Origin of the sequence: Streptomyces sp. S4.7, assembly GCF_010384365.1 — a bacterium.
Taxonomy (GTDB): Bacteria; Actinomycetota; Actinomycetes; order Streptomycetales; family Streptomycetaceae; genus Streptomyces.
This window is the reverse complement of record NZ_CP048397.1, coordinates 2,913,588-2,932,877: the sequence shown is the minus strand read 5'-3', so window position 1 is coordinate 2,932,877 and position 19,290 is coordinate 2,913,588. Positions and strand designations below refer to the sequence as shown.

General features: G+C 70.2%; 20 protein-coding genes. 12 read left to right on the top strand and 8 right to left on the bottom strand.

Features of this window, described 5'->3' with window-relative positions:
• Window positions 1–174: 174 nt before the first annotated feature.
• The 6 genes from rsmI to SSPS47_RS12765 all read left to right on the top strand — a co-directional run bounded on the left by rsmI (window position 175) and on the right by SSPS47_RS12765 (window position 6,060).
• Complete coding sequence (rsmI, locus tag SSPS47_RS12790) at window positions 175–1,089, top strand: 16S rRNA (cytidine(1402)-2'-O)-methyltransferase (RefSeq protein ID WP_239064876.1); 915 nt, start codon at window positions 175–177, stop codon at window positions 1,087–1,089.
• Between the two features lie 128 nt (window positions 1,090–1,217).
• Window positions 1,218–1,694, top strand: coding sequence for a hypothetical protein (locus tag SSPS47_RS12785; protein ID WP_164251120.1), 477 nt, complete (start codon window positions 1,218–1,220; stop codon window positions 1,692–1,694).
• Between the two features lie 53 nt (window positions 1,695–1,747).
• Window positions 1,748–2,650, top strand: a complete 903-nt coding sequence (locus SSPS47_RS12780) for a TatD family hydrolase (RefSeq protein ID WP_164251118.1) — start codon at window positions 1,748–1,750, stop codon at window positions 2,648–2,650.
• Between the two features lie 163 nt (window positions 2,651–2,813).
• Window positions 2,814–4,148 (top strand): resuscitation-promoting factor, encoded by a 1,335-nt coding sequence (locus SSPS47_RS12775; protein ID WP_239064875.1) that lies wholly within the window; start codon window positions 2,814–2,816, stop codon window positions 4,146–4,148.
• Entirely contained in the window at window positions 4,145–5,053 is a 909-nt protein-coding gene (gene rsmA, locus SSPS47_RS12770) for a 16S rRNA (adenine(1518)-N(6)/adenine(1519)-N(6))-dimethyltransferase RsmA (protein ID WP_164251116.1), read from the top strand. Before SSPS47_RS12775 ends, rsmA begins: the two co-directional genes overlap by 4 nt.
• Window positions 5,054–5,109: 56 nt before the next feature.
• Window positions 5,110–6,060 carry a 4-(cytidine 5'-diphospho)-2-C-methyl-D-erythritol kinase gene (locus tag SSPS47_RS12765; RefSeq protein WP_239064874.1) on the top strand — a complete coding sequence of 317 codons (951 nt, stop codon included), beginning with the start codon at window positions 5,110–5,112 and terminating at the stop codon, window positions 6,058–6,060.
• A 257-nt stretch (window positions 6,061–6,317) separates the two neighbouring features.
• Here SSPS47_RS12765 and SSPS47_RS12760 read toward each other — a convergent pair whose 3' ends face one another.
• The 3 genes from SSPS47_RS12760 to SSPS47_RS12750 form a co-directional block, all read right to left on the bottom strand.
• Window positions 6,318–6,860 carry a GNAT family N-acetyltransferase gene (locus SSPS47_RS12760; protein WP_239064873.1) on the bottom strand — a complete coding sequence of 181 codons (543 nt, stop codon included), beginning with the start codon at window positions 6,858–6,860 and terminating at the stop codon, window positions 6,318–6,320.
• An 83-nt stretch (window positions 6,861–6,943) separates the two neighbouring features.
• On the bottom strand, window positions 6,944–7,912 hold the full coding sequence (locus SSPS47_RS12755; protein ID WP_164251112.1) for a serine hydrolase: 969 nt from the start codon (window positions 7,910–7,912) through the stop codon (window positions 6,944–6,946).
• Complete coding sequence (locus SSPS47_RS12750) at window positions 7,909–8,889, bottom strand: LysR substrate-binding domain-containing protein (protein ID WP_164251110.1); 981 nt, start codon at window positions 8,887–8,889, stop codon at window positions 7,909–7,911. Before SSPS47_RS12750 ends, SSPS47_RS12755 begins: the two co-directional genes overlap by 4 nt.
• 147 nt (window positions 8,890–9,036) lie before the next feature.
• Between SSPS47_RS12750 and SSPS47_RS12745 the strand changes: the two genes are divergently transcribed.
• The 3 genes from SSPS47_RS12745 to SSPS47_RS12735 all read left to right on the top strand — a co-directional run bounded on the left by SSPS47_RS12745 (window position 9,037) and on the right by SSPS47_RS12735 (window position 12,436).
• Window positions 9,037–10,068, top strand: a complete 1,032-nt coding sequence (locus SSPS47_RS12745) for an MBL fold metallo-hydrolase (protein ID WP_164251108.1) — start codon at window positions 9,037–9,039, stop codon at window positions 10,066–10,068.
• A 59-nt stretch (window positions 10,069–10,127) separates the two neighbouring features.
• Window positions 10,128–10,841 carry an alpha/beta hydrolase gene (locus tag SSPS47_RS12740; RefSeq protein ID WP_164251106.1) on the top strand — a complete coding sequence of 238 codons (714 nt, stop codon included), beginning with the start codon at window positions 10,128–10,130 and terminating at the stop codon, window positions 10,839–10,841.
• Window positions 10,842–10,927: 86 nt separating this feature from the next.
• Entirely contained in the window at window positions 10,928–12,436 is a 1,509-nt protein-coding gene (locus SSPS47_RS12735) for a DUF4246 domain-containing protein (protein WP_164251105.1), read from the top strand.
• 46 nt (window positions 12,437–12,482) lie between these two features.
• On the opposite strand, the gene SSPS47_RS12730 is transcribed toward SSPS47_RS12735, so the two are convergent.
• The 4 genes from SSPS47_RS12730 to SSPS47_RS35325 form a co-directional block, all read right to left on the bottom strand.
• Window positions 12,483–13,097: a DinB family protein gene (locus tag SSPS47_RS12730; RefSeq protein ID WP_164251103.1), complete on the bottom strand. Its 615-nt coding sequence runs from the start codon at window positions 13,095–13,097 to the stop codon at window positions 12,483–12,485.
• 133 nt (window positions 13,098–13,230) lie between these two features.
• Window positions 13,231–13,431 (bottom strand): DUF397 domain-containing protein, encoded by a 201-nt coding sequence (locus tag SSPS47_RS12725; RefSeq protein WP_164251100.1) that lies wholly within the window; start codon window positions 13,429–13,431, stop codon window positions 13,231–13,233.
• A gap of 46 nt (window positions 13,432–13,477) precedes the next feature.
• Window positions 13,478–13,834, bottom strand: a complete 357-nt coding sequence (locus SSPS47_RS12720; protein WP_164251098.1) for a hypothetical protein — start codon at window positions 13,832–13,834, stop codon at window positions 13,478–13,480.
• Window positions 13,835–14,155: 321 nt separating this feature from the next.
• Window positions 14,156–14,410 (bottom strand): DUF397 domain-containing protein, encoded by a 255-nt coding sequence (locus SSPS47_RS35325; RefSeq protein WP_343234876.1) that lies wholly within the window; start codon window positions 14,408–14,410, stop codon window positions 14,156–14,158.
• Here SSPS47_RS35325 and SSPS47_RS35320 point away from each other — a divergent pair.
• From SSPS47_RS35320 to SSPS47_RS12705, 3 genes are read left to right on the top strand one after another with little or no spacing between them, the layout of a single operon-like run.
• Window positions 14,352–14,843, top strand: a complete 492-nt coding sequence (locus SSPS47_RS35320; protein WP_343234875.1) for an ATP-binding protein — start codon at window positions 14,352–14,354, stop codon at window positions 14,841–14,843. The two genes, SSPS47_RS35325 and SSPS47_RS35320, sit on opposite strands and share 59 nt — an antisense overlap.
• Window positions 14,818–16,554: a DUF262 domain-containing protein gene (locus SSPS47_RS12710; protein WP_164251096.1), complete on the top strand. Its 1,737-nt coding sequence runs from the start codon at window positions 14,818–14,820 to the stop codon at window positions 16,552–16,554. Before SSPS47_RS35320 ends, SSPS47_RS12710 begins: the two co-directional genes overlap by 26 nt.
• Window positions 16,555–16,604: 50 nt before the next feature.
• Window positions 16,605–17,873: a HipA domain-containing protein gene (locus tag SSPS47_RS12705; protein ID WP_164251094.1), complete on the top strand. Its 1,269-nt coding sequence runs from the start codon at window positions 16,605–16,607 to the stop codon at window positions 17,871–17,873.
• 58 nt (window positions 17,874–17,931) lie between these two features.
• On the opposite strand, the gene SSPS47_RS12700 is transcribed toward SSPS47_RS12705, so the two are convergent.
• Window positions 17,932–19,080, bottom strand: coding sequence for a PQQ-dependent sugar dehydrogenase (locus SSPS47_RS12700; RefSeq protein WP_164251092.1), 1,149 nt, complete (start codon window positions 19,078–19,080; stop codon window positions 17,932–17,934).
• Window positions 19,081–19,290 lie beyond the last annotated feature (210 nt).

The following is a 19,290-nucleotide window of genomic DNA, read 5'->3' as shown; positions in this document are numbered from 1 at the left end:
GTGTGACGTGGGCACACGGCGGCGGACACGGCGCGGAGGAGGCGTGCAGGTGGTGTGCGGGCGGCGCCGACACGCTCCGGTGCGGCGTCCGGGCAGATGGTCCGGAGCCGGTCCCGGCGGGCGGTGCGCGGCACCGGGGACGGGCCCCTCCGCCGCCCTGCGAGGATGGCGTACGTGACTACTGTGCCCTCCCGGGGAACGGCCCCCGCAGCCCCGACCGGCGTCCTCGTCCTCGCCGGGACCCCCATCGGCGACACCTCCGACGCCCCGCCGCGCCTCGCCTCCGAGCTGGCGACCGCGGACGTCGTCGCCGCCGAGGACACCCGGCGGCTGCGCAGGCTGACCCAGGCGCTCGGGGTGCAGACGACGGGCCGGGTGGTGTCGTACTTCGAGGGCAACGAGAGCGCCCGTACGCCCGAGCTCGTCGAGGCGCTGGCCGGCGGTGCCCGCGTGCTGCTCGTCACGGACGCGGGGATGCCGTCCGTCTCCGACCCCGGTTACCGGCTCGTGGCCGCGGCCGTCGAACGCGACATCAAGGTGACCGCGGTGCCCGGCCCGTCCGCCGTGCTGACCGCGCTGGCACTGTCCGGGCTGCCCGTCGACCGCTTCTGCTTCGAGGGGTTCCTGCCCCGCAAGGCGGGCGAGCGGCTCGGCAAGCTCCGGGAGGTCGCCGGTGAGCGCCGCACCCTCGTCTACTTCGAGGCACCGCACCGGCTCGACGACACCCTCGTGGCGATGGCCGAGGTCTTCGGCCCCGAGCGCCGGGCCGCCGTCTGCCGCGAGCTGACGAAGACCTACGAGGAGGTCAGGCGCGGCGGCCTCGGTGAACTCGCCGAATGGGCGGCCGAAGGCGTACGGGGCGAGATCACCGTCGTCGTGGAGGGGGCACCCGAGAGCGCGCCCGTGACGGACCCCGTGGAACTGGTGCGCAGGGTACGAGTGCGGGAGGAGGCGGGGGAGCGGCGTAAAGAGGCCATCGCCGCGGTCGCCTCGGAAGCGGGGGTGCCCAAACGCGACGTGTTCAATGCCGTCGTCGCGGCAAAGAATGCGGCCGTGACAAGCCCCCGTGACGGTAAAGGACTATCTTGAAAAGCAAAGCGCAGACCGTGTGCCGAGCCCTTTCGGCATGAGGAGGCCAAGAGCCTGCCATTAATCGACAGCGCTGATGCGCTCCCGCCGGAACAGGCGTCCACTGGATCGAGTGGAGAGGAGCTGGCATGAGTGAGATAACGGGCAACGCCGTCGCCCACGAGGCATATGCTTTCTGTTGCATGCGATGCGGTCACGGCTGGGAGCAGGCGTACGACATAGAGCACCACACGGACGCTTCCGGTCAGCAATACGTCGTCTACAAGGCGGACGGACTGCGGGTGCCTTCACCGCTGTCGAGTCCCACCTGCCTCAACTGCGGACACCACGTCGTGCGCATCATGCGCTCGGGACAGGTGTCCTCGGTGCACGCGTACTCCCTGATGAACCAGCAGCGCAACTCCGTCAAGGCGCCCAGAACGCCGAGGGAGCCCAAGGCGCGCAAGACCCAGAAGCCGGCGAAGGAGCCCGAGCCCGCCAGGCCGGTGCCGGTGACCGACGAGGCGGGCGGAGCGGCCGTCGCCGCCGTCGCGGAGGGGGCGCGGGAGAAGGCGGACCACCACTGGCACCTCTCCGATCTCCTGCACCCCTTCCACCGCAAGTAGGCGCCCGCACCTGGGGTCCGCCCGGTGGGCGCGGTCCTCGTACGATCGGGACCATGAGCCCGAAGAGCGCCAACAGCACGAGAGGCGCCGCACGCGCCGAAGAAGCGCCGCCGGCCCCGGAGCCACTGCGGGTGCCGGTCGCGGATTCGCACACCCACCTGGACATGCAGAGCGGCACCGTCGAGGACGCGCTCGCCAAGGCGGCCTCCGTAGGAGTGCCGGTCGTCGTCCAGGTGGGTTGCGACGTGAAGGGGTCCCGCTGGGCGGCCGACACGGCCGCCGCGCACGAGTCCGTGCACGCGGCGGTCGCGCTGCATCCCAACGAGGCGCCGCGCATCGTGCACGGGGACCCCGACGGCTGGTCGCGCCAGGGGGCGCGCGAGGCGGGCGGGGCCGCGGCCCTGGACGACGCGCTCGCCGAGATCGACCGGCTGGCAGCCCTTCCTCATGTGAAGGCCGTCGGCGAGACGGGGCTCGACTTCTTCCGTACGGGGTCCGACGGCACGGCCGCGCAGGAACGCTCGTTCCGCGCGCACATCGAGATCGCCAAACGGCACGGAAAAGCACTCGTGATCCACGATCGAGACGCGCACGCCGACGTGTTGCGCGTGCTGGCCGACGAAGGCGCTCCGGAACGGACCGTTTTCCACTGCTATTCGGGCGACGCGGAAATGGCCGAAATCTGCGCCGCCGCAGGCTACTTCATGTCCTTCGCGGGAAATATGACGTTCAAGAACGCGCGTCCGCTGCGCGAGGCGTTGGCCGTCGCCCCGTCCGAACTCGTTCTGGTCGAGACGGATGCGCCATTTCTGACGCCCGTTCCGTACCGTGGACGTCCCAATGTGCCGTATTTGATTCCGGTCACGGTGCGCGCGATGGCGGAGGTGCGCGGGATCGGTGAGGACGTGATGGCGGCGGCGATTTCGGCCAACACGGCGCGCGCTTTCGGGTACTGACACGGCCGGTCCCGTTCGGTCCCGCCCGGCTCGGCGCGGCGGATTCGACGCAGACTCGAACAGCGACCCCGAGTAGTCGCGCTGCTTTGGAGAGTGACCGTCGCTCCGCTAGTGTCCGCCGGGCATCGGGGGCCCAGACCGGAGTTGTGGAGCGTCGAGCGTCGTGAGCAATGCGCAGGGCAGTCACCGTGCCGGACGGTACGAGTACGAGCAGGGGTACGGGCACGCTTACGGACACGCGTACGGGTCCGACCACGCATACGAGTACGCGGGAGGTGTCGACGTCGTCGCCCGGCCGCACCCCGAACCGGCGCCCACCCTCCCGTACTTCGACCCCACCGACGCGCTGGTCCCGCACCGGCCACCACCGGCGGCCCCCGCCCCGGACCCGGCGCCCGACCCCGTTCGCGTCTCCCGCCGCCGCATCGTCCCGCAGGCTCTCGTCGTCGCCTTCCTGGCCGGCGGCACCTCCGCGTTCGTCGCCAGTGACAAGGAGGTCGAACTCCGCGTCGACGGCACCCCGCGCACGCTCCACACCTTCGCCGACGACGTGGACGAACTCCTCGCCGACGAGGGCGTGAAGATCGGCGCGCACGACCTCGTGGCCCCCGGCCGCGGCGCCGAACTCACCAACGGCGACGCGGTGGTTGTCCGCCACGGCCGCCCCGTCATGCTCACCCTCGACGGCCGGCGCCGCCAGATCTGGACGACCGCCGACACCGTCGAGGGCGCGCTGCGTCAGCTCGGCGTACGCGCGCAGGGCGCGTTCCTCTCCGTCTCGCGCTCCTCCGCGATCCCCCGCAGCGGTCTGGCCCTGGACGTCCTGACCGAGCGCACCGTGACGTTCATGGCCGACGGGCGCGAGCGCACCATCCGTACGAACGCCGCGACCGTACGTGACGCCCTGGCCGGCGCCGCGCTCACCCTGCACGGCGAGGACACCACCTCGGTGCACCCCGACAGCTTCCCGCGCGACGGCCAGACGATCACCGTGATGCGCGTCACCGCCGACGAGATCGTGCGCGAGGAGCCCATCCCGTACGACGTCGAACGCACCCGGGACCCCTCGGTCTTCACCGGCACCGAGGTCGTCACGCACCGGGGCGAACCGGGGATGCGCCGCCTCACCTACGCGGTGCGCGCCGTCAACGGCGTCAAGCAGAAGCCCCGCAGGATCGCCGAGAAGATCGTCCGCGCGCCCGTCACCGAGCGCGTCAGGGTCGGTACGAGGCAGCGGCCGTCCTCCGTCGCGGGCGCCGACGGCCTCGACTGGGCCGCCCTCGCCGCCTGCGAGTCGGGCGGCCGGGCGGACGCGGTCGACCCCTCGGGGACGTACGGCGGGCTCTACCAGTTCGACTCCGGCACCTGGCAGTCCCTCGGCGGCAGCGGACGCCCGCAGGACGCGTCGGCCAGTGAGCAGACGTTCCGGGCGAAGAAGCTCTATGTGCAAAGGGGGGCGAGTCCGTGGCCGCACTGCGGCCGTAGGCTGCACGGGTGAGCACCACAGAGCCCCCCGACGCCCCGGGCGTCCCTGACGTCCCCGATGTCACCGACGCCCTCCTCGGCCCCGCGGACATCCGCGAGCTGGCCGCCGCCCTGGGCGTACGCCCCACGAAGCAGCGCGGCCAGAACTTCGTCATCGACGCCAACACCGTCCGCCGGATCGTCCGCACCGCGGGCGTACGGCCCGACGACGTGGTCGTGGAGGTGGGCCCCGGGCTCGGCTCGCTGACACTGGCGCTGCTGGAGGCGGCCAGCCATGTGACGGCCGTCGAGATCGACGACATCCTCGCCGCCGCGCTGCCGCGCACGATCGAGGCCCGGATGCCGGCCCGCGCCGGCCATTTCTCACTGGTGCACTCGGACGCCATGCAGGTGCGCGAGCTGCCGGGGCCGGCACCCACCGCGCTGGTGGCGAACCTTCCGTACAACGTCGCCGTGCCCGTCCTGCTCCATATGCTGGAGCACTTCCCGACGATCGAACGCACCCTGATCATGGTCCAGGCGGAGGTCGCGGACCGGCTCGCGGCGGCGCCGGGCAACAAGGTGTACGGCGTGCCGTCGGTGAAGGCCAACTGGTACGCGCGGGTCAAGCGCGCCGGTGCCATCGGCCGCAACGTGTTCTGGCCCGCGCCGAACGTCGACTCGGGCCTCGTCTCGCTCGTCCGGCGCACCGAACCGCGCACGACGACCGCCTCGCGGACCGAGGTCTTCGCGGTCGTGGACGCGGCCTTCGCGCAGCGCCGCAAGACGCTGCGGGCGGCGCTCGCGGGCTGGGCCGGGTCGGCTCCGGCGGCGGAGGCGGCGCTGGTCGCGGCGGGAATCTCGCCGCAGGCACGGGGGGAGTCGCTGACGGTGGAGGAGTTCGCACGGATCGCGGAGTCGAAGGGGGCGGGGGCGTGAACGGCGCCGAAGTGGCAGGGGCGGACGTGACAGGGGCGGACGTGAAGGGAGCGGGCGTGAGGGGGACGGACGTGAGCGGTGGAGAGTCAGCTGCCGGGGTACGTGCCGAGGGGGCGGTGACCGTACGCGTACCGGCCAAGGTCAACGTCCAGCTGGCGGTGGGTGCCGCGCGCCCCGACGGCTTCCACGACCTCGCCAACGTCTTTCTGGCGGTCGGTCTCCACGACGAGATCACGGTGACCCCGGCCGACGAACTGCGCGTCACCTGCGCCGGCCCGGACGCCCACCAGGTCCCACTGGACGCGACGAACCTCGCCGCGCGCGCGGCCCTCGCGCTCGCGGAGCGCCACGGGATCGGGCCGCGCGTCCATATCCACATCGACAAGGACATCCCCGTCGCGGGCGGCATGGCCGGCGGCAGCGCGGACGGCGCGGGCGCACTGCTCGCCTGCGACGCGCTCTGGTCGCTGGGCTCGACCGAGGCCGAACTGCTCGCCATCTGCGCCGAGTTGGGCAGCGACGTGCCGTTCAGCCTGCTGGGCGGCGCGGCGCTGGGCGTCGGGCGCGGGGAGCGGCTGACGCCCCTGGACGTCGGCGGCACGTTCCACTGGGTGTTCGCGGTCGCCGACGGGGGACTGTCGACCCCGGCGGTGTACGCGGAGTTCGACCGCCTCACCGCGGCGGCCGACGTCCCGCCCCCCGCCGCCGACCCCGCCCTGCTCGCCGCCCTGAGCGCGGGCGACGCGACGGCCCTGGCGGCCACCCTGACCAACGACCTCCAGCCCGCGGCCCTCTCGCTGCGCCCGTCCCTCGCGACGACCCTCGCCACGGGCACTGCGGCGGGCGCGCTGGCGGCCCTGGTCTCGGGCTCGGGCCCGACGACCGCGTTTCTGACGAAGGACGAGGAGTCGGCGGCCACGGTGGCCGAGGCACTGCTGGCATCGGGCGACTGCCGCACCGCGCGGGTGACTTCGGCGCCCGCGGCCGGGGCGCGGGTGGTCTCCTGATAAACGCGCCGGAGGTCGCGGCCCGCTCCGCCGCCGATGCCGGCACCGCACTCACGGCGGTCCCGCCGAGCCCGGACGACGACCACTAGGTCCTGTCTTCGAACCGGCGTCTGGCTCACGACGCCTGGCACGCACGCCCGCCGCATTGTCGGACTCGCCCGAGTGCGCCCGGTACGGATGCGATCCTCCGCCCTGCGATCGCACGCACCGGACCCCGCTCCCTGATCCGGCCTGATCCAAACGACAGGCCCTGGCCGTCATCGCGGCCGGGGAGCCTCGCGTATGTGCTGGTGCCCGTCCAGAGGGAACGGCGGGCGGGCGGCCAGCGTCCGGCGGTACACGTAACCGGTCTTCTCCGCGACGCGGCACGAAGCCGTGTTGTCGATCTGGTGGAGCAGTTCGAGCCGCGTGACGCCGTCGAGTGTGTCGAACGCCCAGTCGGTCAGGGCGGCCACGGCGCGCGACGCGATCCCGCGCCCGCGCGCTTCGGCGGCCGTCCAGTACCCGACCTCGGCACACTCGCTCGGCACCGCCCCCCGCTTGACGGCGACGTTGCCGACGAGCCGGTCCCCTTCGAGTACGGCGAAACTCAGCCGCTGCCCGGTGCGCCACCCGTCCGACTGGACCGCCATCCAGCGCGCGCCGTCCTCGGCTCCGGTCACGTGCAGCCGGGTCCACTTCCGCAGCAGGGGGTCACGGTAGATGCCGATCAGCGGCTCGATGTCGCTGTCGCGCCAGGGGCGCAGACCGAGGGCGGGGTGCCCGGCGGGGGTGGGATCGACTCGCAGTTCGACGGTCAAAGGGTGCTCCTGGTGATTCTGCGTGGACTCGGCGGATGTCCCGCCGGCCGGTTCGCCGGGTCCGCCCGGCAGGCGCTCTGCCCTCATCCGCCGGGCGCGCTCGGCGGGCCCGCCCGCCCGCAGCACCCCCGCAGCCCCTCCACCGCCTCACGCCCCGCCCCGCCGATCGCCGCGTCCAGGTCCGGGCGGCGGGTGGAGAGGGAGGCGGTGCGGGTGAAGACCGCGACCGCGTAGCGCGCGCCGTCGGGGTAGGTGACGACACCGATCTCGTTGCGTATGCCCGGCAGCGTGCCGCTCTTCGCCGCCACCGTGGTGAAGCGGTCGAACGCCGCGCCCAGCCGAGCGCCGTTCACCTGGCCCGACATGAGTTCGCGGACGCCCGCGCAGGCCGCCGCCGCGCCCGCGCGGTCGTTCCACACCAGGCTCAGCAGCCGTGTCATCTCGCGCGGTGTCGCGCTCGTCGTACGCGCCGGGTCCAGGGCGCGCAGCCGGTGGACCTCCTCGGCGGGCAGCGCGGCGAATGCCGAGGCGAAGGCGTCCGCGTCGGCAGCCCCCAGATCCTCCAGCATGCTCTCCAGCACCTCGCGCGGCGCGCCCGTCACCCGGGCGCGCTCCAGGCCGAGTTGGCGGGCCAGGGCCTGCACCGTGTCCAGGCCGACGCGCCGGAAGAGGATGTCGGCGGCGGTGTTGTCGCTCACGGACATCGTCATGAGGGCGAGATCGCGCAGGCTCAGCTCCACGTCGTCGTGGAAGCCGGCCGTTCCCGTACCGCCGAGCCGGTCCGCCGCGCGTACGACGGCCCGTTCGGCCGGATCGAGCTGCCCGGCGACGACCTGCCGGAAGAACTCCAGTACCAGCAGCACCTTCACCACGGAGGCCAGCACCACGGGCTCGTCCTCCGCGTGGCCGGCCGCGCGTCCGCAGTCGACGCAGCGGGCGTGCAACCACAGGCGGGCGCCGAGGAGTTCGAAGCGGCGGGGGAGTTCGCCCGGTCGCGGGAGCCCGGGAGGGCGGGGGAGTTCCCCGGTGTGCGTGATGTCCGTTCCGTTCATGACCGCTCGTACACCGCGTTCCAGGGTCGGGGAGCGGGCTCGGCGCCCGGTCCGGGAGAAGACAGGGCACCGCCCGGGTGACCGCGCAGAATCCCGGTCGCCGCCCGCACCAGCGGCCCCACCGCCGGGTGCGGCGCCCGCGCCGGCCACGCGAAGACCAGCCGCCACAGCGGCGCGCGGAGCGCCAGCGGGCGCCAGATGACCCGTGGTTCCTTCCGCGCGATCGCCGGGTGGCTGAAGGCCACCCCGTGCCCGGCGATGACCAGGCCGAGCATCACCTCGGGGCTGCGCGCCGTCGACACCCGCACCGGGTGGAAACCCTCGTCACGGCAGGCCGCGAGCGTCGCGTCGTACAGCGCGGGCGCCGCCTCGCGCGGATGCGTGACCAGTGCCCGGCCCGCCAGCTCGGCGAGTGTGATGTCGCCGCCGGAGGCCGCCTCTTCCGCGAGCGGCGGGACGCGCGGCAGCACCACCCCCAGCGGAGGCTCGATCACCGGGCCGCTGTCCAGACCGGCGGCGGGATCGAGCGGATGGTGGACGAGTCCGGCGTCCAGACCGTGCCCGGCCAGCAGTTCCAGCTGCTCGGCCGTGGTGAACTCCCGCAGCTCCAGCCGGACTTCGGGTGTCAGCGCGGCGAACTCGGTGAGTACGGCCCCCAGTACGCTGCCCGGCAGCTCCGGCGGCACCCCCACCCGCAGCGTGCCGTACTCGCCGCGCCCCGCCCTGGCCACCAGCTCCCGCATCCGCCCCACACCGGCGAGCAGTTCACGGGCTTCGTCGAGGAGTACGGCGCCGGCCGGTGTGAGCCGCACCTGGCGGCGCGAGCGGTCGAAGAGTTCGACGCCCAACTCCCGCTCCAGTTCGCGGATGCGCTGGCTCAGCGGCGGCTGCGCCATGCCGAGGCGTTCGGCCGCCCGGCCGAAGTGCAGTTCCTCGCCCACCACGGTGAAGTGACGCAGCTGTCGCAACAGGTCCACGCTGCGACGATATCGGCCTCGATATGAGTTACAGGAGGTCAGGGTCTTGGACCGGGCAGCCGCGGGCGTGCTGTGATCCCGTCCTGTTCGCCACACCGGCCGCTGCCTCCGGGGGAGCCGGCCGTACGACGAAGGGCACTGACGCACATGAGCTTGCGCGAGAACAACGGCGGGACCAACGGCGAGAGCAACGCCAGGAAGAGCGAGCGACGACGGAACCTCATCACCCGGCGGGGCCTGCTGGGCGCCTCGGCGGCGGTCGGCGCCGGCGTGGCCGCGACGGCCGTCGGCACCGCGAGCGCCGGCCCGTCCGCGCGCCCCTCCGCCGGCCGGGCCGCGCCGCCCGGCGATCTGCGGCTGCGCTGGCTCGGCAACAACGGCTGGGAGATCCGGATCGGCGCCGGTGACTCGGCCGCCACCGTACTGATCGACCCCTGGCTCACCCGCTTCTGGACCGGCACCTACTCCGAGGCGGGCGCGGCCCCGGAGACGCCGATCGAGGTCGACACCGCGGTGATCGACGGTTACGGGCTGCGCGCCGACCAGATCCTGGTCACGCACGGGCACTACGACCACATGACCGACGTCCCGCACCTCGCGAAGACCACCGGCGCCACGGTCTTCGGCACCGAGAGCCATGTGAACACCATGCGGGCGATGGGCGCCCCGGAGCGGCAGCTGTCGGTGGTGGGGGGCGGCGAGCGGCTCCAGTACAAGGGCTACTCCGTGCAGGTCGTACGGTCGCTGCACTCCATGGGCGGCGAGCACCCCCGCGTGGCGTTCGCCGGCACCCGGCCGGGGCAGGTGCCCGACGCCCCGGAGACGATCGCGGACCTGGTGGAGGGCGGGAGCCTGTCGTATCTGGTCAGCGTCAACGGCTTCGACATCGTCAACTTCGGGTCGTCCAACTTCAGCGAGCACGACCTCGAAGGGATACGCGCGGATCTCGTCATGATCCAGCCGGGCGGTGCCAACGTGCCCGGCTACGTACCGCGGCTGCTCGATCTGCTGGGACACCCCGCCTATGTCGTACCGACGCACTGGGACGACTTCGACGAGCCGCTGGACAGGCCCGCGGTGGACTGGGGCGGGCTCGACGCGCTGCACGACGCGGTGCGGAAGGCGAGCCCGAAGAGCCGGTTCGTGAAGCTGGACCATCTGGAGACGCTGAGTCTCTGACGGCGCGGGCGGCCATGTCCGGGCGGCCGGTTGTCAGACCCGCGCGTTAGGTTCCCGGCATGACTCGATACGTACTGGTGGCAGGCGCGTGGCTCGGCTCGTGGGCGTGGGACGAGGTGGTGCCCGAGCTGCGCGCGGCCGGGCACGACACCCACGCGCTGACACTGCCGGGCCTCGCCGAGCGGCGGCAGGAGGAGCGGGCCGGGGAGCGGGACGGGCCCATCGGGCTGGAGACCCACGTCCGGGACATCGTGGACACGGTCGAGCGCCTGGACCTGCGTGATGTCGTCCTGGTCGGCCACAGCTACGCGGGCATCCCGGTCGGCCAGGCCGCCGAACGCATCGGTGACCGGCTGTCCCGCGTGGTGTTCGTCGACTCGAACGTGCCGGCGGACGGTGAGTCGTTCGTCTCCGGCTGGCCGGACGGCCGGGCGGCGGTGGAGGCGTCGATCGCCGACAGCGGCGGCTTCTGGCCGCCCCTCACGGCGGCCGACTTCGCGGGCCAGGGCCTGACGGACGCACAGATCACCCGCCTCGTCTCCGGCTCCACGCCGCACCCGGGCGCGACGCTGACCGACCCGGCGAGGCTGGAGCGACCACTGGCCGGACTCCCGGCGACCTACATCAAATGCCTGCTCGACTGGCCCGAGCCGAGCCCCGAGGTCACCGAGCTGCTCAAGAGCGAACACTGGCGCCTGGTGGAGATGAACACGGGCCACTGGCCGATGTTCTCCCAGCCCCACGAGCTCTCGGCGATCCTGCTCGGCCTCTGACACCGGCGGCCTTCGCACGGGCCGGGGTGTCAGTCCGCTGAAGTAGTCTTCCCGCCACCGCACACCGACTCGGAGGATCAGAAGAGTTGACCGGCCCGTCCGCCTTCCCGCTGCCCTTTCACGCCTCCCGTTCCATATCGTTCGCGAGACCGCGCACGCTTCGGGAAATTCAGATGATGCGGTGCGGCTCAACAATTCGGGCCAAGCGGGGGTGGTTCGACAAGATGAACGATGCCGACATCGTCGCCAGATGGACGCGGGAAGCGGTCGACCAGGGCCTCACAGAAGCGCAGGTTCGCTACGTTCTCGCCGAACTCCTCCATTACGCCGAGCTGCGGGACGGACGTACCGGCGTCGAGGTTTCCGCCGTCGAGGGGGTGTGGCAGTCGGACACACTGGTCGACGACGAGCTCAGATCGCGGCTGCGCGAGGCGGTCCGGGTTCTGGAAGAGGTCCCCGAAGCAGCGCGGGACTGGCATCCCGGCTCCGACGGCCAGGTACTGGATCTGGTGCACCCCTCACTGTTCTGCCTGGTGAGAGAGGTATCCGGTGCGCACGAGCGTGCTTGGCGCAATCCCACGGACCGTTACTCGAAGTACGAATTCTCCGAGAAGTTCCAGTGGCTGCCCACGGACGTCGACGTCAGTGACGACGGAGATGTCGCCTTCAGTTCGTACGTCAACAACATCCACCCCGAGGCCCATCGCGAACTGGCCGCCGTCCTGCCGGACTTGTTCGCGCGCCTGCGCCCGCTGCTGGAGAACGTGCTCACCGATCTGCGCCATCCCCGGCCCCCGCGGATCGAGGCCGATCCCTACGGGTGGTACGACTCGAAGCCGGAGTATCCGAACAAATCCTCCTACAGCGACGACACGGCCTACCGGGAAGCGGTCAGCGCCTGGGGGACGGCCACGGACGACTGGTGGGAGAACCGCCGTCCGGCCATTCCGGACGCCCCGGCCTTCACTCCGCCCGAGTTGCCCGGCGACTCCGCCCGGGTCGATCTGCGCGGCCACCGTCTCCAGGTCATCGTCAAGCTCGCCACCATTCATCTCACCCCGGAGAAGCCCGAGTACGCGGGCGGTTCCTGGCATGTCGAGGGGATGATGAACGAGCGGATCGTCTCGACCGGCATCTACTCCTGGGACAGCGAGAACATCACCGAAAGCACGCTGAGTTTCCGCGCGGCGCTCGACGACCCGGACTACGAACAGAATGACGACAACGGTCTGCGTGACGTCTACGGCCTGGAGGACGAAGACGCGCTGAACCAGTTGCTGGGATCGGCGTCGACCCCGGCGGGCCGCTGCCTGGCGTTCCCGAACATCCTGCAACACCGCGTCGGCTCATTCCGCCTCGCGGACGCCACCCGCCCGGGACACCGCAGAATTCTCGCGTTCTTCCTGGTCGACCCGTCGGAGAAGATCGTCTCGACATCCGATGTGCCACCGCAACAGCCATGGTCCGACACCTCGACCATGACGCTCGAACAAGCCAGGGACTACCGCGAACAGCTCATGCGGGAGCGCAAGTTCTTCGTCGACGAGCACAACGAGCAGCTCTACGAACGAGAATTCTCCCTCTGCGAGCACTGAGCCGCGGCGGCGGGCGGAGCTGTCGGCCCGCCGCCGCAGTCGGGGATCAGCCGTTGCCGGCCTTCCGCGCCGTGTCCTCCACCCGGTCGCGGTAGGCCGCCCACCAGGCCCGGTCGCCCGGAGGCATGTTGTCGTTGCCCTTCCGCATCCCCACCGCTCCGTCGACGAGTTCGCGCACGATGTCGGCGTGCCCCGCGTGCCGGGTGGTGTCTGCGATCACATGCACCAGGATGCGGTGCAGTGTCACCTCGCTCCGCTCCTCGGGCCACCACGCGACATGACCGGTCGCGTCGAGCGGCAGAGCGGCGACCGTGCCGTCCGTGTGCTCCCACGCCCGCCGGTACAGCCCCACGATCTCGTCCCGCGACTCCTCCGCGGTGGCCCACATGTCCGCGTTGGCCTCGGCGTCCTCCGCGTACCACGCGGGCACCCGGGCAGCGTCGAAGAACGGCCGCCCGAACGTCTCGCCGAAGTAGCCGATCTCCACCCCGGCGACATGCTTGATCAGTCCCAGCAGATTGGTCCCGGTGGGTGTCAGCGGGCGGCGGACGTCGTACTCCGAGAGGCCGTCGAGCTTCCACAGCAGGGCGTCACGGGCGGATTGGAGATACCGGAGAAGGTCTGCCTTGAGCGGGTCCGCGTTCGGGTTGGGTTCGATCATGCCGGGCAGTCTCCCACCCGGCACCGACAACGGCCCGGGCCCGGCCGGGCCGACTCGGGTGGGAGGGCCGAACCGGCAGCCGCGTGCGGCGTGGTCCGGGTTCGGCCCTGCTCAGGTCGCTCCGCCGGGCGGATCAGACCAGGTGGTCGAACTCGCCGGCCTTCACCCCGAGGAGGAAGGCGCGCAGCTTGTCCCTGTCGGTGGTGACGATCGTGTCCGGCGCGTCGCTCTCACGGAGCAGGATCCGGCCGTCCACGTGGGCCAGTTCGACGCACTGGATCTCGCCGTCGGATCCCGAGAACGAGGACTTCTGCCAGGTGATGGGGCTGGTCATGACGGTGGCTCGCCTTCTGTCGCGTGTTGTGGTGCGCCGGTTGCGTTCAGCGCGGAAGGAGGGGGAGTTGGCGCGTTTCGGGGGTGTGGAACGCGTAGTACGGGTGGACCGTCCACTCCAGCCATGCGCTGTGGTGGCTGAGCGAGAACCCGCAGGGTTCGCCCCGGTGCGGGGCGGCGACGGCTCCCACACAGCCGCCGCCCTCGGCCCAACTGCGGGCGTGTTTGCGCTCTTCGGGTGAGAGCGTGGCGACGAGGGTGCGGACGGACAGCCGGATCTGGCGGATCGCCTCGGCGGAGGTGCGGCGGAGTGGCGTTCGATCTTGTCGATCTCCGAGCCCGCAGCGGTGAGCGAACGGTACGCGACGTGCTCGTACCAGTAGCGGATTTCGGTGTCCGGGCATGGCGAAGCCGCGGGCTGGTGCATGGGTGGGCCTTCCGCCGGTTCGTGCGGTGCGGAGTCGCCCCCGCCTGTCGCCGGCATGACGGGCGGCGGGCGGGGACAACCCTTTGACGCCTCTCCCCGACCGGGCCAAGGCAGGGGGGGAGGTACGTCGCCACGGGGCTGGCCTGCCGAGGTAGCCACGACCAGTGCGACGCGTAGTGCCGGTAGCGTCACACACTGCTTCGTGGCAAGTGTGCGCCGGGGCATGTTTTTTATAGCGAGACACCGAAAGCCCCTCCGTCGCATGGACGGAGGGGCTTCAATCGCAGGTCAACGTCGGTCAGTTGGCGAAGTGGTCGAACTCGCCCGACTTTACGCCGGCGATGAAGGCGGCAAACTTGGCTCGGCTGGTGGTCGTGATTGTGTTCGGGGCGTCGCTCTCGCGCATGAGGATGTCGCCGTTGAGTTCGGCGATCTCGACGCATTGCTCGCCTCCGCCGCCGGAGAACGACGCCCGGCTCTGCGTTGGTGAGTTGGTGACCAACGCCCATCGGCACACCCGGAGCCGACAGATCCGGGTCGAGGCCTTGGTCAATCGGAAGCAGACCACCGTGTACTTCTGTGACAGCAACCCCTGGCGGCTGCCCGTGCCAGGTGAGGCGGGGCTCGGAGCCGTACAGGAGGGTGGGCAGGGGCTCCGGCTCGTCGAGAGCCTTGCCCGCGCCTGGGGGCTCACCATCTACGGCTGTTGCCGCCCCCGCGTACAAGGCCGTCTGGTTCACCCTCGCCCGCGGGGGCGGCAACAGGTGCCCTCGCGTGAAGCACCTCGCGTGGGACTTCGTCCCCGCCGCCGTCGGCCTTGTCGCCCTCGCCGTGGGGCTGGTCCGTGCCGGGTGAGGATCCGGGTGGGCCGCGCGCCCCGTCGACCCCGACGCCCCGGCGGGGTCCGTGAAAGAATCAAACGCCAACTGATCCGGCATGTCCTCAAGCCTTGGAGCAGCCATGAATACCGGTCCCGCAGGCCTTGATGCGCAGCCGTCCGCCACCACATACGAGCTTGGCGACCTGGTACCTCTCGCCTGGGGTGGCCGGATCAGGGTTCCCCATTTCCAGCGCGACTTCCGCTGGCAGAGTCAAGATGTGCTGAGGTTGTTCGACAGCATCGTGAAGGGATATCCCATTGGGAACCTCTTGCTCTGGGTGCGCAAGCAAAAGCCGGAAGAGTTCATGCTGGGTAAACTCCGGCTGACGGCGCCCGCGCATGATGAGTCGCTTTGGGTCGTGGACGGTCAGCAGCGCCTCATTAGCCTGGCCAACGCTCTGAGTGCGGATGGGCACCCGTACAAGCCCTTCAATGTGTATTATGATCTTTCTGCGAAAGAGTTCGTAGAAACCCCGAAGCTACGCGAGGCGCATCACATCTCTTTGCCTGTACTGTTCGATCTGAGGAAGCTCCTTACCTGGTTTCGTACAGATGGAATCGCCGCTTCGGAATACTTCGATGAGGCCGAGCGTGTGGCTACCGCCCTGCGGCAGTATAAAGTGCCTGCCTATCTTGTCCGTCAGGACGATAGGGATGCCCTGACAGACATTTTCGATCGGATGAACAACTACGGGCGGCGGTTGAACCGCGCAGAGATCTTCTCGGCCCTCTACTCGGGTGAGGAACAGGGCGCCGACGAGCGGCTGACTCTGGCAAAGATTTCCGACAATGTAGCGGATCGGACCGGCTTCGGAAGCATCGACACCGGTACTGTCCTCGCGTCAGTGCTGGCCCGGCGGGGTTCGGACCCCATGAGGGACATCCGTGTGGAGTTCTCCCTTGCCGGCCGCCGTACGCAGCCCGAGTTTCCTGATGAGGACCAACTCACCGCGTACACACAGGGTGAAGAGGCACTCGTGCGGGCGGTCGAGTTCCTGATCCGGGAGGCGGGTGTACCTCATATTTCCCTCCTGCCCTACCGGGCGCAGCTCGTGACTCTGACTCGATTCTTTGCGCACTTTCCTCAGCCGCAGCCCAACAACATTCGGTTGCTGCGAAGGCTCTTCTGGCGACTCTCGCTCGTTGGGCCGATGGTCTTCAAGGGCAGCTTCACACTTTTCAGTCGAACGCTCGGTGCGAAGATTCACCCCGGCGACGAAGAGGGTTCGCTACATGCCATGCTGGACACAATCTCCGACGCAGGTCCGGTGATTCCCAGTGTCGAGCGATTCCGTACCAACGAGGCAATGACAAAGGTCATTCTCAGTGCCTGGTGGTCGCTGGATCCGCGCTCAGTCACTACCGGGGAGATTCTTGATTCGCGAAGTCTGGATGCCGTTCTTGATCAGGACAGGACTGCTGCGAACGCGGCGCCGATGATTTTTCCCCGGCTCCGGGATGCACGGAGGAAACTCTGGCCAGCCAACCGGCTTTTCCTGCCTGATGGTGGAGACCCAGTCTCCGAGCTTCCGGGAGCCCTCGCACGGCAGCCGCTCGACATAGATGACGAGACCTGGGACTCGGTACTCGCCTCACACCTGCTCGACCGCGATGTGGCCGTACTGGCGGATCAAAACCGTGATGCTTTTCTCGCGGCACGCCAAGAGCGAATCCTGCCGCAGTTGGCGGCCTTCATCGGCCGCATGGCTGAGTGGGACTACGAGGACACTCCCTCGCTGGACGCCCTGGATCTGGACGGTGAGTTCCAGGAGTTCGAGGAGACCGACCTTCCCGCCGCTCCTGAGACAGAAGGCTGAGCTTCCGCGGGAACCGCCGAGAACGGTTACGAACGAACGGATCACACACGATGGGCGCCCTCCCCGAGATTTACTACGCGGTGCTGCTGCACGGCCGCCGTGTCGGCACGCTGTGCCAAAAAGGCGACTACACGCGTTTCGTGATGACCGACCGCTACGTGGAGGACGCCGAGCGGTCTGTGCTCGGTCTGCGGTTCGAAGAGAACCTCAGAGCGCCGTACTCGTCCGCGCTCAGACTGCCCCAGTGGTTCTCGAACCTTCTGCCCGAGGGCCCGCTCAGGGAGTGGATCGCCGACGACCGCGGAGTCTCTCTCGACCGTGAGATGGAACTGCTTGCGCAGGTCGGTCACGATCTGCCCGGCGCAGTCCAGGTGCTTCGCGCGGAGGGGCCGGACGACGACTGGGAATGGCAGGAACCCGTGGACCCCGTGGCGGGGAGCACCAGTGCCGCGGGTGACCTGGCGGCGTCGCCGTGGCGGTTCTCGCTGGCCGGGGTGGCGCTGAAGTTCTCGATGCTCGCCCGGGGTGATCGGCTCACCGTGCCCGTGGGCGGTGAACTGGGGGACTGGCTGGTCAAGTTTCCCGACTACCGGCACGCGGACGTGCCCCGCAACGAGTTCGCGGTGATGTCACTCGCCCGTGCCGCCGGGCTGGACGTCCCGGACATCCGGCTGCTCCACCGGGACGAACTCGACGGCCTGCCGGACCGGATGTGGCCCAATGACGAGCAATGGGCCTACGCCGTCCGGCGCTTCGACCGGACCTCGGACGGCAGCGGAGCGCGTATCCACATCGAGGACTTCGCGCAGGTCCGGGACAAGTACGCGCGGGACAAGTACCAGTCGACCTTCGAGACAGTGGCCGCGCTCTCCTTCCGAGGCCACGACGTGGGCTCGCTCCGCGAGGCGGCGCGGCGGATCGCCTTCTCGCTGGCCGTCGGCAACGGCGACGCCCATCTGAAGAACTGGTCACTGATCTACCGCGACGGCCGGACCCCGTCACTGTCCCCGGTGTACGACTTGGTCTCGACCGTCCCGTACGCGCCCGGCGACGAGGCCGAGGACCTGGGGCTGAAGTTCGGCGGCACCAAGAGCTTCGAGCGAGTGTCGCTCAGGGCGTTCGACCGGCTTGAGGCGGCACTGGACCGCCGGTTCACGCTCTCCGGGGCACATCTCGCCGCCGTCGCCGAAGAGACGGTACGGGCCGTGCGCGAGCAGTGGCCCGATCACGAGGAGGCGCTGGTCGGCAACCCGGAACTTCGCGGGGCGGTGCGTTCGTGGATCTCTGCCGCCACGGCCCGGCTGCTTCAGGGGCGTTGACGCGACGCAGGTCGGGCCCGGTGCCGGGACTGCGGCACCGGGCCCGATCTCGTAGGGGTTACGCCGCGTCGATACGTGACACGCTGCCGCCGATGGCGAGCACGTACAGCTCGCCGTCGCCGTCCTGCACGAACGAGATGACCTCGCCGTTGGTGACACCGAGGTCGCTCTGGCCGGTCACCTTGCCGTTCCTGAGCTTCAGGGTGCGGACCGTGCCGTCGCAGTAGTCGCTGTAGAGGTACTGGCCCCTGAGGGCCGGGATCGCCCTGCCCCGGTAGACGTAGCCGCCGGTGACCGAGCAGCCGAGCCCGGTGCGGTCGTACTCGAAGACCGGCGGCGTGTGGTTCGCCGGCTCCGTGCCGCCGCGGAAGGGGTGGGTGCCCTCCATCGAGGCCCAGCCGTAGTTCTCGCCGCCCCTGCTCCTCGCCGGGGCCCAGTCGACCTCTTCCCAGTCGCTCTGGCCGACATCGGCGATCAGCATGTCGCCCGTGCCGGAGTCGAAGGAGAATCGCCAGGGGTTGCGGAGCCCGTAGGCCCAGATCTCGTCCCTGGCTTCGGGGTCGTTCACGAAGGGGTTGTTCTTCGGGATCGTGTAGGGCTTGCCGCTGTACCTGCCGCCCGCCGGGTCGATCCGCAGGATCTTGCCGAGCAGGGTGTCGAGCTTCTGCCCGTTGCCGTGCGGGTCGCCGCCCGCGCCACCGTCGCCGAGCGCGATGTAGAGGTATCCGTCGGGGCCGAACTTGATGTCGCCGCCGTTGTGGTTCTCGTACGGCTGCGTCTGAGTGAGGACGGTACGCCGGGTCTGCGGCTGGAGCTTGCCGTTGCGCAGGGCGATCTCGTCGATGGTGCTGGTGCCTTCGAGGTCCGTGTAGGAGATGTAGAAGTGCGCGAGCCTCTTGTCGAACGCGACGCCGAGCAGACCGCGTTCACCGTCGGTGCTCGTCTCACTGGATATGTCGAGAACGGGCTCGCTCAGCCCACTGCCCGTCAGGACCCTTACCGTGCCCGCGCGTTCGGCGATCCAGACCGTGCCGCGGGGCCCGGCTGCGCCGGCGACGGGGTTCTGGGCCTTGGCCACTTCCGTGAGCCTCACATCGGCCGCCGGACGCGGGCCGCGTGGCTCGTCGGCGGAGGCCGTGGTCAGTGCGAGGGAAGCGACGAGGGAGATGGTGCCGATGATCGCCGAGCTTCTGGTGCGAGTTTTCACCGTGACTCCTAGAGCGGCGAATGGGGGACCCGGCTGCTCGTGTGCTGCAGGTCACGGATGAGGATACAGAGACAGCGATGTTTGGCCTAGACCAATGTGGACTCCATTCGCCTCTGTCCGATTACCGCCGTCGGGCCCGCCGGAGCGGGGAGTGGACCGCCCCCGCACCCCACCCCCCGCTCCGACTACCCTGGGACGTCGATCCAGCCG